The sequence below is a fragment of the Neisseria mucosa genome, assembly GCF_003044445.1.
Classification (GTDB): Bacteria; Pseudomonadota; Gammaproteobacteria; order Burkholderiales; family Neisseriaceae; genus Neisseria; species Neisseria mucosa_A.
The window spans coordinates 74,955-88,318 of record NZ_POWX01000004.1 but is presented as its reverse complement, the minus strand read 5'-3'; the positions used below and the strand labels follow the sequence as shown (position 1 = coordinate 88,318).

Here is a 13,364-nt window from a genome sequence, read left to right as displayed (position 1 = left end):
CAATCTGGAGAGCAATCTACCCGCTAAAAGGTCGTCTGAAAACCTTGAATCTTATTTTCAGATAATCTTTCGTTTAATAATTTAGATTGCCATTCGGAAGACTGGGAATCTCCCCTTTTTTGCCCGCGTTTCAAGTGTCTTTGATAGGCGGCAACATAGTCTGCTTTGGGTAGTCCTACGAGGACGCTGATATGGGCTGCGGCGGATTTTGCCAAAGGTTCGAGTGTGTAGCCGCCTTCCAGTACGGAAACGATTCTGCCTGAGCAGCTTGATGCGGCTTGGATGATTTTGTGGGTTAGCCAGGCGAAATCGGCTTCGTGCAGGTTCAAACGACCTGTTTCGTCTTGTTTGTGCCCATCGAAACCTGCAGACAGTAAGACCAGCTCGGGTTTGAATGCGGTCAGTTTGTGCAACCATTGTTCGCGTACGGTAGTGCGGAAAACGCGGCTGCCGGTGTTGGATGCGAAAGGCAGGTGCAGCATATTGGCACCGTTGGCAGAATGGTTGGTTTCGGGAAATGGGAAGAGGTCGGTTTCAAAAAGGTTCATAAACAGGACGCGCGGGTCGTCTTTGAAGATTTCCGCTGTGCCGTCGCCGTAATGGACGTCGAAGTCGATGACGGCGATGCGTTGCAGGCGGTATTCGGCAATGGCATGCATGACGCCTGCGGCGACATTGTTTAATAGGCAGAAACCGCCGGCTTTATCGCTGTGTGCGTGATGTCCGGGTGGGCGGACGGCGCAAAAGGCGTGCCATGCTTTCTTATTCATTACCATGTCCACCGCCTGAACGACAGCACCTGCGGCGTGACGGGCAGCTTTGAGCGAACCATGACTCATGACGGTGTCGCCGTCGAGACGGTAGATTTTGTCCGGCTGGGGCAGGCAGGCTTCTAGAGAGCGCAGGTATTTGCGCGGATGAACCAAGGCGAGGCGGGCATCGCTGATTTCTTCGGCTTCGACAGTTTGCAGATGCCGCCAAATATCCTGGCGTTTGAGTTCTGCCTTGATAACGGCAGTGCGTTCGGGCGAGTCGGGGTGTCCTACGCCGGGCTGGTGTTGCGCAAAAATGGGATGAGAAATCCAGACCGTGCGCGCATTTTTACCCAAAAGGCGGCGTAGGCGCGTACGCAGTCGTCGAATGAGTTTTTTCATGAGGAAAAGGGCGCGGAGCCTGTCGTTGGTGGGAAGGGGGCAGGTCTTAATGTCATGGAAACTTCATTTTCAGACGACCTGACATGATAAATATGGTTAATAAATAGGGAAAAGCTTGGAAATTTTTCAGACGACCTTTAGAATAGCTTAATTTTGCGGCTGTACCAATGCTTTTTTCTGCCGCAAGCGGTGTTTTACTTAATTTTAATCTCTTAGAAAACGGACAAATTATGAATCAAACTGTGGCCCAATTTGCCCCTTTAGTGCTGATTATGGTGGTGTTCTACTTCCTGATCATGCGTCCCCAACAAAAGAAATTCAAAGCACACCAAGCCATGCTTGCCGCTTTGAAAGTCGGCGATAAGGTTGTTTTGGCAGCAGGCTTCAAAGGCCGTGTTACCAAAGTCGGCGAGCAGTTTTTCACTGTGGACATCGGTCAGGGTGCAAAAATCGAAGTCGAAGTGGAACGTAACGCGATTGCCGCCAAAGCCGAGTAATCCGTATTTTTGCCAAGAGCCGCCTCGGAAAGCTGAGCGCGGCTGTTTGTCTTAATAATAAATCGAAGGTTTACCATGAACCGTTATCCTTTATGGAAATACCTGCTGATTGCGTGCTCGATTTTGGTTGCCGTAGTGTATTCGCTGCCCAACCTTTTCGGTGAAACGCCCGCAGTACAGGTATCAACCAACCGACAAGCCATCGTTATCAACGAACAGACCCAGTCCAAAGTGGATGCCGCGCTGAAGCAGGCAGGTATTCAGACCGACGGGATGTTTGTTACAAACAACTCGCTGAAAGTGCGTTTCAAAGATACCGAAACCCAGCTTAAAGCCCGCGACGTTATAGAAAACACTTTGGGCGATGGCTATATTACTGCGCTCAACCTGCTGGCAGACAGCCCCGAATGGATGGCAAAAATCGGCGCCAATCCGATGTTCTTAGGCTTGGACTTGCGCGGCGGTGTGCATTTCACCATGCAGGTGGACATGAAAGCTGCGATGCAGAAAACGTTTGAACGTTATTCGGGCGACATCCGCCGCGAAATGCGCCGTGAAAAAATCCGCACCGGTACCGTCCGTCAGATTGAAAACGGTCTGATTGTCCCGATGCAGGACGTTGCCGACGTACAAAAAGCCATGCCTAAGCTGCGTCAGCTTTTCCCTGAGGCAAATTTAAATGCCGACGGCAATAACATCACGCTGACATTGTCCGAAGAAGCGATTAACAAAGTACGATCCGATGCGGTGAAACAAAACATCACCACCTTGCATAACCGTGTCAATGAGTTGGGCGTGGCTGAACCTGTCATCCAGCAATCTGGCCTCGACCGTATCGTCGTGCAGCTGCCGGGTGTACAAGATACAGCCAAAGCAAAAGACATTATCGGCCGTACCGCGACTTTGGAAGTACGCATGGTGGAAGACGACCCTGTCAAAGTGCGCGAAGCTTTGGAAGGTAATGTTCCGAGCGGTTTCGAGTTGCTGACCAGTGGTGGTGATCATCCTGAAACCTTGCTGATTAACAAACAGGTTGAATTGACCGGTGACAATATCAATGACGCGCAACCCAGTTTCGACCAAATGGGCGCACCTGCCGTCAGTCTGAGCTTGGATAGCGCAGGCGGCAGTATTTTCGGCGAATTGACCGCCGCCAACGTCGGCAAACGCATGGCGATGGTGTTGATTGACCAAGGCAAATCCGAAGTGGTTACCGCACCGGTTATCCGTTCCGCTATTACCGGCGGACGCGTGGAAATTTCCGGCAGCATGACGCAGGCGGAGGCCAATGATACTTCCTTGTTGCTGCGTGCAGGTTCTCTCGCTGCACCGATGCAAATCGTGGAAGAGCGCACCATCGGCCCGTCTTTGGGTAAAGAAAACATTGAAAAAGGTTTCCATTCGACCTTATGGGGCTTTACCGCCGTTGCCTTGTTCATGGTGGTTTACTACCGCCTGATGGGATTCTTCTCGACCATCGCCCTGAGTACCAACATCTTGTTCTTAGTCGGTATTTTGTCTGCCATGCAGGCAACGCTGACGCTGCCCGGTATTGCCGCATTGGCGTTGACGTTGGGTATGGCGATTGACTCCAACGTATTGATTAACGAACGTATCCGCGAAGAGTTGCGCGAAGGTGTGCCGCCGCAACAGGCAATCAACCTCGGTTTCCAACACGCATGGGCAACCATCGTCGACTCCAACCTGACCTCTCTGATTGCCGGTATTGCCCTTTTGGTATTCGGTTCCGGCCCGGTCCGCGGGTTTGCCGTCGTACACTGTCTGGGTATCCTGACTTCGATGTACTCATCCGTCGTCGTCTTCCGCGCCTTAGTGAATCTTTGGTACGGACGCCGCCGCAAATTGCAGAACATTTCCATCGGCGCAGTATGGAAACCTAAAGCCGAAACTGCGGCTGGCAAGGAGTAAGACATGGAACTCTTTAAAATCAAACGCGACATCCCGTTTATGAGCTACGGCAAACTGACGACCTTTATTTCGTTGGTAACCTTTATTGCCGCCGTATTCTTCCTCGTTACCAAAGGTTTGAACTTCTCCGTCGAATTTACCGGCGGTACCGTGATGGAAGTGCAATATCAGCAGGGCGTGGACGTCAACAAAACCCGTGAAAAACTCGATACCCTGAAAATGGGTGATGTCCAAGTTCAGGCGTTGGGTACGAATAAACACATTATGATTCGTCTGCCCAACAAAGAAGGCGTAACTTCCGCCCAGCTTTCCAATCAGGTTATGGACTTGCTGAAAAAAGAGCAGCCCGACGTTACCCTGCGCCAAGTCGAATTTATCGGTCCGCAGGTAGGCGAAGAATTGGTAACCAACGGTCTGATGGCACTGGGCTTCGTCGTGGCGGGTATCATCGTTTACCTGTCGATGCGCTTTGAATGGCGTTTCGCTGTATCCGCCATCATCGCGAATATGCACGACATCGTGATTATTTTAGGCTGCTTCGCCTTCTTCCAATGGGAGTTCTCACTGACCGTGTTAGCGGGTATCCTTGCCGTATTGGGCTATTCCGTGAACGAATCCGTCGTCGTCTTCGACCGTATCCGTGAGAACTTCCGCAAACCGAGTATGCGCGGACACACCGTTCCGCAAGTCATTGACAACGCGATTACCGCCACCATGAGCCGTACCATCATTACCCACGGTTCGACCGAGGCAATGGTCGTTTCCATGCTGGTGTTCGGCGGCGCAGCGTTGCACGGTTTCTCCATGGCGTTGACCATCGGTATCGTGTTCGGTATTTACTCTTCAGTATTGGTAGCCAGCCCGCTCTTGCTGATGTTTGGTCTGAGCCGCGACAATATCGCGAAGGAAGTGAAGAAGAAAGAAGAAGTCGTGGTCTGATTTTTTCATGATTGCGATTTGAAGAAGTCATCTGAAAACTTGGCAACAGGTTTTCAGACGACTTTTTTATTTTGGGTAGTTGATTTGATAGTTGTGATGCAAATATGGCGGTATTGTTTTGACTGTATGGAAAGGAACACACTTTTCTTGTTTCAGATAGAGGAAGGGAAAGATTGGCTTAAAGGGAAGGATTCTTTGAAAGTAATCGACTGTATAAGACGGACACTTCTATGCTGCTCTTGGTAATGAATTACACAAAATGCAAAAAGGTCGTCTGAAAATTTTCAGACGACCTCAGATTAACTTCTACGGGTGGAGTTAGAAATTAACGTTTTGCTTTTCCGGCAGATTTTTTAGGAGCCGGTTTGCCTGCTTTGGCAGGGGCGTTGGCAACGGAGCAGTATTTCGCAACGATTTGATCAACGACTTCTTCTTTGCCGTTAACAGTTGTTTTACCGCGTACGGTCAGCATATTGCCGTCCACTTTGTCGATATTGCCCAAATTGGCACGACCTGCCACCCATGCGACATTTTCGCCCCAGAAGGCATTAATATCGTCGCTGGAGCCGACGATGCGGAACAGGTTGGGGGTCAGTTCGTTTTTGTATTTCACTTGTGCTGCAACAGGTTCGTTGCCTTTGAAGCCGTACATAACGCTCAATGGGTCTTGACCGTTTTGACCGCAGCGGTAGTGTACCTCTTTGGTGCTGTCGATAGCGTCCACTTTCATGGTTTGAGGAGTGAAAGGTTGGTTTTGTTGCGCTGCTTGTTGCGGAGCAGGAGCAGGTTGCGCAGCAGGTTTTCCTTTGGAAGAGCTGGAACATGCGGACAGCGCGGCAGCGGCAATAACGGCAGAAATCAGTAACTTGGTATTTTTATTCATCGGTTTACTCCATATGAATTATTGATAAAAGTGGTGCTAAACGTTAACACAATAGCAGAGATAACATACTTTGTCTTTGGTTTAGACAAATCTTTAATAAAAGCATCAAACGGAAAAGTAAATTTACTTTTGAAAGGACATCTAAATATTTTACCCTTATATAGTTGCGGGTTTTGCTATTTCGCTCAATATATAGTGGATTAAATTTAAACCAGTACGGCGTTGCCTCGCCTTGTCGTACTATTTGTACTGTCTGCGGCTTCGTCGCCTTGTCCTGATTTAAATTTAATCCACTATAAAACGGCAAAGTCGAAAAATCGGCGACGTAATGTTTCAGCAGTTTGCGCTTTTCCCCTATCAAGAGAATAATGACCTCCATCTATCATCTATACATACGAGGGCAGGCATGAACTCTTTTGCATCATTGTTAAATCATCCCGACATTTCTTTTTCCCCGATTTCAGACGGCATCAAAGTCGATAATCCGGCGACGGGCGAGACTTTGGCGTTTGTCCGCACGACCCATTCAGACGACCTCAAGCTGCTGATTCAAAAGGCGGATGCAGCACAAAAATTATGGGCGGCAAAAACTGCGTTGGAACGCGCCGATGTGTTGTGGCGTTGGTATTTTCTGATAAAGGAAAACAAAGAAGAACTGGCGCGCATCATGACGATGGAACAGGGTAAAAGCCTGACCGAGGCGCGCGGCGAAATCGATTATGCGGCTTCGTTTGTGCGCTGGTTTGCCGAAGAGGCGCGGCGGATTGACGGCGATGTGCTGACAAGTGTGAAGGCGTCGCAAAAACTGGTCGTGTTGAAACAGCCTGTCGGCGTTACCGCCGCGATTACGCCGTGGAACTTCCCGTCCGCGATGATTGCGCGCAAGGCTGCGCCTGCTTTGGCGGTGGGCTGCGCGATGATAGTCAAACCTGCGTCGCTCACGCCCCTGAGCGCGTATGCGCTGGCGCTACTGGCTTACGAAGCTGGCGTGCCGCAGGATTTGCTTCCCGTCGTTAGCGGTCGTGCTTCGGAAATCAGCCATGAATTTGCCACGAATCCGACCGTGCGCAAAATCAGCTTTACGGGTTCGACCGAAGTCGGCGCGAAAATTTTTGCCGACAGCGCGGCAGACATTAAAAAACTCAGTTTGGAACTGGGCGGCAACGCGCCGTTTATCGTGTTTGACGATGCCGATTTGGACAAAGCCGTCGAAGGTGCACTCGCCAGCAAGTTCCGCAACAGCGGTCAGACCTGCGTCTGCACCAACCGCGTTTACGCTCAATCAGGAATTTACGAAGAATTTTGCCGTAAATTGAGTGAAAAAGTAGCTGCGCTCAAATTGGGCAACGGCTTGGATGAAGGCGTCAACCAAGGGCCGCTGATTGAGGAAAAAGCGGTGGAGAAAGTCGAGCAGCACATCGCCGACGCGCTCTCCAAAGGCGCGGTCTGCCTGACCGGCGGCAAACGCAGCGCATTGGGCGGAACGTTTTTCGAACCGACCGTTTTAAGCGGCGTAACGGCGCAAATGGCGGTGGCGCGCGAAGAAACCTTCGGGCCGTTGTGCCCCGTGTTCCGCTTTGAAACCGAAGCCGAAGTCATCGCGGCCGCCAACGATACGGAATACGGTTTGGCGGCCTACCTCTTCACCTCCGACACCGCCCGCCAGTGGCGCGTCGGCGAAGCCTTGGAATACGGCATGGTCGGCATCAATACGGGCTTAATCAGCAATGAAGCGGCACCGTTCGGTGGCGTAAAACGCAGTGGGCTGGGACGCGAAGGCAGCAAATACGGTGCGGACGAATATTTGGAATTGAAATATTTGTGTATCGATGTGGCGGATTAAGTTTGCTACTAGAAGCAACAAGTCGTCTGAAAAGCAAATTTCATTGAAATCCTGTTTTCAGACGACCTTTTTTCATACTATCCCGCCAGCCATAGCGATACCGTATAAATCACCAGTCCGACCAGACCGCCGACGAGTGTGCCGTTGATGCGGATATATTGCAAATCCTTGCCCACGCTCAATTCCAGTTTTTCCACCATCAGACGGCTGTCCCAGCCTTTGACTTTGTCCGCGACAAATAAAGCGGCTTTATCTTTATAACGCATCACAAAATCCCGAACCAAAAGCGAAATCCGTACATCCGCCCGCCGCATAAATTGCGGGTATGCCTGGGCTTGCGAAAGCATATGGTTCAGTAGCTTTTCCAGTTGCGCTTGGCACAAAGAGTCTTGTTTTTCCACATCTTCCCGCGCCCAGTCCAAAATGCCGCGCCATAGGGTCATGATTTGACGTTGCAGGGCGGGCGACTGCGCAAGCTCAGTTTTGAATTTGTCCAGGCGGCGGTGCCACAGGCGCGATGTGGTCAGGCGTTCGGTCAGTTCGTCGTATTGCACCAAGAATTGTCGGCGCAGCGCGTTGTCCTGCTTGTCCGCAGTTGCCAAATAGCCGTCTATCCATGCCAACGCTTTTTCTGCAGCCCAATCATCGACTTTCTCCACCAAGGTCGATTTCACCGCCGCTTTGAGCCTGTCCCAAGTTCCGGGATTGCCGCCTTCGATTTTCGCCGCCCACTCGCGCAGGTTCTGCTCCAACATTTCGCGGGTTTCCGGCGTTTTCAGCCAACGCCGAATCTGACGGAGCAGGCTTTCAAACGCTTTTTCGTGCATCCCTTGCGCTTTCAGCAGCCGCAAACCGTCGGCAAGTGTGTTGCCGATTTGTTCGCCGCTGTAACGTTCTTCCAGCAACATCGTTGTGAAACGCGCTGTCTGTTCCGGTTTGGCGATGGCAAGCAGGGTCGGAATCTGCTTGGAAAGCCACGGCAGCCAATGCGATTTCACGTCTTCGCCGTCCAGCCATTTCAATAATTTATCGCTGGGCTGCGCTTGATAAATACGCATGGCGATGGGTTTGCCCTGCAAAAAATTGTGTTCGATAAACCGTCCCAATTCATCGCCGATACGCGCCTGATTACGCGGCAAAATCGCGGTATGGGGAATTGGCAGCCCGAGAGGTCGTCTGAAAAGCGCGGTTACGGCAAACCAGTCCGCCAGCGCACCCACCATCGCCGCTTCGGCAAACGCTTTGACAAATCCCAACCAAGGATATTGGCGCACATAAACGGCGGAGGCTGCAAACAGCCCGCACGCCGCGAGCAGCAAGCCCGTCGCCCAACGCCTGCTTTTTGCCAACTTTTTGCGCGCCTCATTTAAGCGGATTTGTTCCGAAAGGGTGTGCATTTCTATTCCTGTCTTTTTTGTCTTTAGAGGGTTGCGAATAGATTGATTATTTTTTAATCAGCTAAAAATATTCAATAGATTTCAAAATATTATCTGAGTTTTCCACAGAATGCACACATCAATCCGAATGCGGGTTGTGGGCAATATTTTGTATTGCCTGTTTTTTAATCATGATATTTTTATTTTGGAAAATCAAAAGGAAAGGAGAGTTGTTCACAAGCTGTTCACATGATTCTGCGGTATGGCTGTGTACAGGTTTTCAGACGACCTTTATGCCGTCCAGTCTGAAACCGAAACCCAAAGCCGCCACAAGGCCCAAGCCGCCACCGTCAACCCTGCCAACAGGCGGATACTGCGTTTTTGCAAAAGCGTTTTCAACTGCGCTGCAAAGATGCCCATCGCCAAAAGGTTGGGCAGCGTGCCGAGCGAAAAAGCCAACATATATAAAGCACCGTGAACCGCGCTGCCGCTGCCCAAAGCGTAAAGCGACGCGCTGTAAACCAGGCCGCACGGCAGCCAGCCCCAGAGCATCCCCACGCCGAAACAGGCTGGGACGGAACGGATGGGCAAAAGCTTGTTTAAAAAAGGATTCAGCCGCTTCCATATCGGTTTGCCGATGCGTTCGATACGCGTTGCCGCCGTCGAAATTCCCGCCAGATAAAGCCCTAAAAGCAACAACAGAATGTTTGCCGCGATATACAGGCCCTGCTGCAACACACGGGTGTCATCCAAAGAAATCCCTGCCTGCCCGATCAGTCCGACTAGGAAGCCGATGAGGACATAGCTGCTTACACGTCCTAAGTTCAACAGGACAATCAATCCGAAACGGTTGAGGTTGGGCGGAAGCTGCAAGGCAAATGCGCTGCTTAACCCGCCGCACATACCGACGCAGTGGCCGCCGCCGAAAAAACCGAGCAGAAACAGAGTGAGGAAGGTAAGGTTTTCGTCCATATCAGATATATTTGAAATTGTTATCAGGCTGTTTCGTATTGTATCAACAACGGAGGAATGAGGATAAGAAAGGATGGAATAGGGGCGGATTATTGCGAATCCGTTTGGAAAGGTCGTCTGAAAATCGCTTTGTCTTGATTGGAGGCATCGGATTTTCAGACGACCTTTGGACTACTGCGTATTTGTGCAGCTTTATTTTGAGGAAAATAATTTGATTTTATTTAAAAACAAAATGTTAAATAATTTAAATATTTCTGAACAGGATACCGAAGAAGCAAGCAAATGTTTGCATATTATCGAGATTTGGTTAAAATTATCGAAAATATATAAATAATAATCAAAATCATTATATTTATATTCAATCTGACTTGCGGCAAAACCTTTCCGAGATCGTCTGAAAACTTTCAGACGACGCTGTCTGACATTCCGCCACACAAGGAATCCGTTATGAAGCCAGTCAAAGTCAACACCCTTGCCGCCTGCATTGCCGCCATCGGTTTCTCTCCCATCATTTATGCTGCCGATAATACGCCGACCGTGATTCTAGATACCGTTACCGTCAAAGGCACACGCAATAAAGATGAAATCGGTAAAAACCGAGTTTATACCCGCGAAATCGTCAATCTTTACAAAGGCAAAAACGAAGTCGAAACCTTCAAAGGCAACACCGTATCCGACCTTTTGAGCGGTATGTCCGGCGTGTACAGCGGCGACGCGCGCAACAGCGGTGCGCTGGACCCAAATATACGCGGCGTACAGGGACAGGGACGGATTCCCGTTACCATCGACGGCACTGAGCAGGCGATTACCGTCTGGCGCGGCTACGCAGGCGCAAACAACCGCAACTACGTCGACCCCAACATCATCAGCAGCGTTTCCATCGAAAAAGGCCCCTCGTTCAGCCGTGATATGAAAAGCGGCATAGGCGGCTCCGTCGCCTTGAAAACCATCGATGCCGACGATATTGTCCCCGAAGGGCAGAAATACGGATTTGAAGTGAAGGCGGAGGCTGCCAATAATTCCATCAAACAACGTGCCAATGTCTATGAAAAATCAGTCGATTATCGGACATTGGATGCGCCTGCTGTCGCACTCGGCGGTATTTGGCGGGCGATGTTGGACGATACTGACCGCGTCAGTCAGCGTTTCAGCGGACGCAATAGATTTGGGGAGGATAAAGCTTACCGCATTGCCGCCGCCACCAAGCAGGACAATTTTGATGCCATGCTTGCCTATGCCTACCGCAGTAAAGGCAATTATTTTTCCGGTAAAAAAGGTGCGGAGCGCTACGGCTATATCGGTCCTTGGACAATGGAAACGGTCAATGAATTAAACAGGCAGATTGCGGATGCCGCTGCAAGAGGCGAAAAATTTTACGGTAGTGAAAATATGTTAGGTTCACCTGACATTGCCAAGATCGGACTTTTTTATCATCCGGGCGGAGAGGTAACCAATACTTCGCTCGAAACCAAATCATGGGTAGGTAAAACCACCTTCCGTCTGCCGAACCATCAGACTCTTAAATTCGGCCTACGCCATACTGATACTATTTTTGGCGAAATCATGCCTTCCCGCGTTATCGGTCCGATTTATGCCACGCCGGAAAACTTGAATAAGATTGCAGAATGGCCGAGGGCATGGGTTAAGCAGCGTTCCTACAATATCGATTATGCGTGGAAGCCCGAGGGTAGCCGCTGGATAGATTTGAGCGCATCATTGTGGACGACCCGTACCAAATCCAAAACCAATACAGCAGGCGGCTCACCCGGCGATGCCCTGTATGAAGACAGGGTAGATAATCTGTCTCCATGGAAAACCGCCATGAATCGATGGCATACCTATGACGAAGAAACCAAGAGAATAATTGAAGAATCAGGTTACACAAAAAAACCTGATGTTGTCGAACAGCTTCCAAACACCAACGGACGCTTCAATACCATAGAGGGTAATGCCTACTATGCCAACAATACCCGCAACGGTTTCAATTTTTCCAACCGTATGAAATTGCACGATAAACTGACGCTGACCTTAATGGGTGATTTCCAAAATGAAAAATTGAGATCCCGTAATGAGTTTGCCGAAGAGTTGCGTAATGAGGGAAGGGACAAATACCCCGAAGAAGTGGAAGAAGGCAAAATCCGAGCCAATTATGAGTTGACCAATTTCGGAGAACCGCGCAACGGTAGGCGTAGGGAATGGAATCTCGGTTTCAATTTCCGGTATCAGCCGCTGAACTGGCTGACACTGACGGCAGGTGCGCGCTATACCAACTTCAAAATACAAGATCACAGTGAGCGTTTGAAAACGGGAATAGACAGTTGGGGGCAGCCTTTGATGATGAATCGTGGGATGGCTTACAAGCTGACACGTGTGGCTACCGAGCAGGAATATCGTGATTATCTGAATGCGATTAACAATGACGAATTCAATGACAGTATCGAAATAGATGAAAGAGGGGTGGCAATATTAAATCCCACTCCCCATAATGATGTAAACAGACCAAAGCTGGACAAGCTGGAATACTATTGGCTTAAGGACGATAAAGGCCGTTTGAATCCGAGTACAAATCCGATTTTCTCTACACCTAGTTTGGTTACACCTGTGGTCAACCCCGCATACGATCCAAATAATCCTGAGAGTCCCCGTATGGTGTTGCCATATAAAGTGCTTATAGGAAATAATGAAAGGGATAATTATCTGACTCCGATTACACCTGCGGAGTTGCAGCGCGCCCGAAAACAGGGCGGTAGTGGGTGGGCTCCAGCTTTTTCCGCGACCGTCAATTTTACCGATTATGCCCGCGCCTATCTGCGCTATACCGAAACCCTGCGCTTTCCCAGCATTTTTGAGGGGACATACGGCTTCTCGACAGCGGCAGGCTCATTCGCCCGTTACGGCTACGGCTGGAAGCCGGAACACGCAAAAAACTGGGAGATCGGCTATATTCATGATTTGACAGGGTTGTTTCCGAAAATGAAAAGTGCGGATTTCCGCATCAACTACTTCCACAACAAAACAAAAAACGTCATCGACCGCGACTACAATCTCGAGTTTGAGCAGTTTGACAAATTATTGAGGACAGGCGTGGAATTGCAGACGCGTTTCGATACTGGAAAATTTTTTGGCGGATTGGGCGTACTGAGGACATTGAAAAACTGGATGTGTGATGATTCTTATGCATACAGGGATATTGATGTTGTATCAAAATATCTTCAAGAAGGAAAATTAATCAAACATCCAACCTGTAATCATGGCAGCATCACTGACGGTTATCTTGCTACGGCGATTCAACCCCGCTGGTCTATCGATGCAGATTTGGGCGGGCGATTCTTTAGCAATAAACTGGAAAGCGGCGTCCGTTTCCATTTCCACAGTAGGGTTTATCAAAACCGCAGGGCGATTTTTCAGGCATATTACGACCAAGCAGGTTATGGAAAACAGGCAGACCCCGATTATATGAGATGGCAGCCTGTCGCTACATGGGATGCCTATCTGCGCTACAAAATCGGCAAGAACCTAACCGCCGAACTGGTTGGAACGAATTTGGGCAATCGCTATTATCTTGACCCAGTCAATCCTACCCATATGCCCGCGCCGGGTAGGACCATCAGAATAGGGATTACCGGCAAGTTCTAAAGTAATTTCAAATTAGGATTTCCCCATATTTCGATATTGGGAAGAGGATATTTAGGGGCTTTGTCATCAAAGCAGAATACAAGTTTTAAGCCCTCGAGGTCGTCTGAAAACGAATTTTCAGACGACCTCGAAGGT

The 13,364-nt window shown here is 49.7% G+C and carries 9 protein-coding genes and 1 pseudogene; 5 read left to right on the top strand and 5 right to left on the bottom strand.

The window, feature by feature from the left end; translation table 11 throughout:
• Nucleotides 1-23: 23 nt before the first annotated feature.
• Nucleotides 24-1,154, bottom strand: a complete 1,131-nt coding sequence (locus DBY90_RS03630; protein ID WP_070492317.1) for a histone deacetylase family protein — start codon at nt 1,152-1,154, stop codon at nt 24-26.
• Nucleotides 1,155-1,384: 230 nt separating this feature from the next.
• On the opposite strand from DBY90_RS03630, the gene yajC reads away from it, so the two are divergent.
• The 3 genes from yajC to secF all read left to right on the top strand — a co-directional run bounded on the left by yajC (nt 1,385) and on the right by secF (nt 4,519).
• Complete coding sequence (gene yajC / locus DBY90_RS03625; RefSeq protein WP_019270848.1) at nt 1,385-1,651, top strand: preprotein translocase subunit YajC; 267 nt, start codon at nt 1,385-1,387, stop codon at nt 1,649-1,651.
• A 75-nt stretch (nt 1,652-1,726) separates the two neighbouring features.
• A complete protein-coding gene (secD, locus tag DBY90_RS03620) occupies nt 1,727-3,580 on the top strand; it encodes a protein translocase subunit SecD (protein WP_070492314.1) in 1,854 nt (617 codons plus the stop codon).
• A 3-nt stretch (nt 3,581-3,583) separates the two neighbouring features.
• Nucleotides 3,584-4,519, top strand: coding sequence for a protein translocase subunit SecF (gene secF, locus DBY90_RS03615; RefSeq protein WP_070492312.1), 936 nt, complete (start codon nt 3,584-3,586; stop codon nt 4,517-4,519).
• A gap of 325 nt (nt 4,520-4,844) precedes the next feature.
• Here secF and DBY90_RS03605 read toward each other — a convergent pair whose 3' ends face one another.
• Nucleotides 4,845-5,402 (bottom strand): hypothetical protein, encoded by a 558-nt coding sequence (locus DBY90_RS03605; protein ID WP_070492310.1) that lies wholly within the window; start codon nt 5,400-5,402, stop codon nt 4,845-4,847.
• A 43-nt stretch (nt 5,403-5,445) separates the two neighbouring features.
• Nucleotides 5,446-5,700 (bottom strand): annotated as a pseudogene (locus tag DBY90_RS13630) (hypothetical protein); the annotation flags it as partial.
• Between the two features lie 108 nt (nt 5,701-5,808).
• Here DBY90_RS13630 and DBY90_RS03600 point away from each other — a divergent pair.
• Nucleotides 5,809-7,245 (top strand): NAD-dependent succinate-semialdehyde dehydrogenase, encoded by a 1,437-nt coding sequence (locus tag DBY90_RS03600; RefSeq protein WP_070492307.1) that lies wholly within the window; start codon nt 5,809-5,811, stop codon nt 7,243-7,245.
• Between the two features lie 77 nt (nt 7,246-7,322).
• Here the strand turns inward: DBY90_RS03600 and DBY90_RS03595 are convergent, their stop codons facing one another.
• Both DBY90_RS03595 and DBY90_RS03590 read right to left on the bottom strand, forming a co-directional pair.
• Nucleotides 7,323-8,642 (bottom strand): DUF445 domain-containing protein, encoded by a 1,320-nt coding sequence (locus DBY90_RS03595; protein ID WP_070492306.1) that lies wholly within the window; start codon nt 8,640-8,642, stop codon nt 7,323-7,325.
• Nucleotides 8,643-8,912: 270 nt separating this feature from the next.
• Nucleotides 8,913-9,593, bottom strand: coding sequence for a sulfite exporter TauE/SafE family protein (locus tag DBY90_RS03590; protein ID WP_070492304.1), 681 nt, complete (start codon nt 9,591-9,593; stop codon nt 8,913-8,915).
• Between the two features lie 447 nt (nt 9,594-10,040).
• Between DBY90_RS03590 and DBY90_RS03585 the strand changes: the two genes are divergently transcribed.
• Nucleotides 10,041-13,229, top strand: coding sequence for a TonB-dependent receptor domain-containing protein (locus DBY90_RS03585; protein WP_070492302.1), 3,189 nt, complete (start codon nt 10,041-10,043; stop codon nt 13,227-13,229).
• The last annotated feature ends 135 nt before the right edge of the window (nt 13,230-13,364 follow it).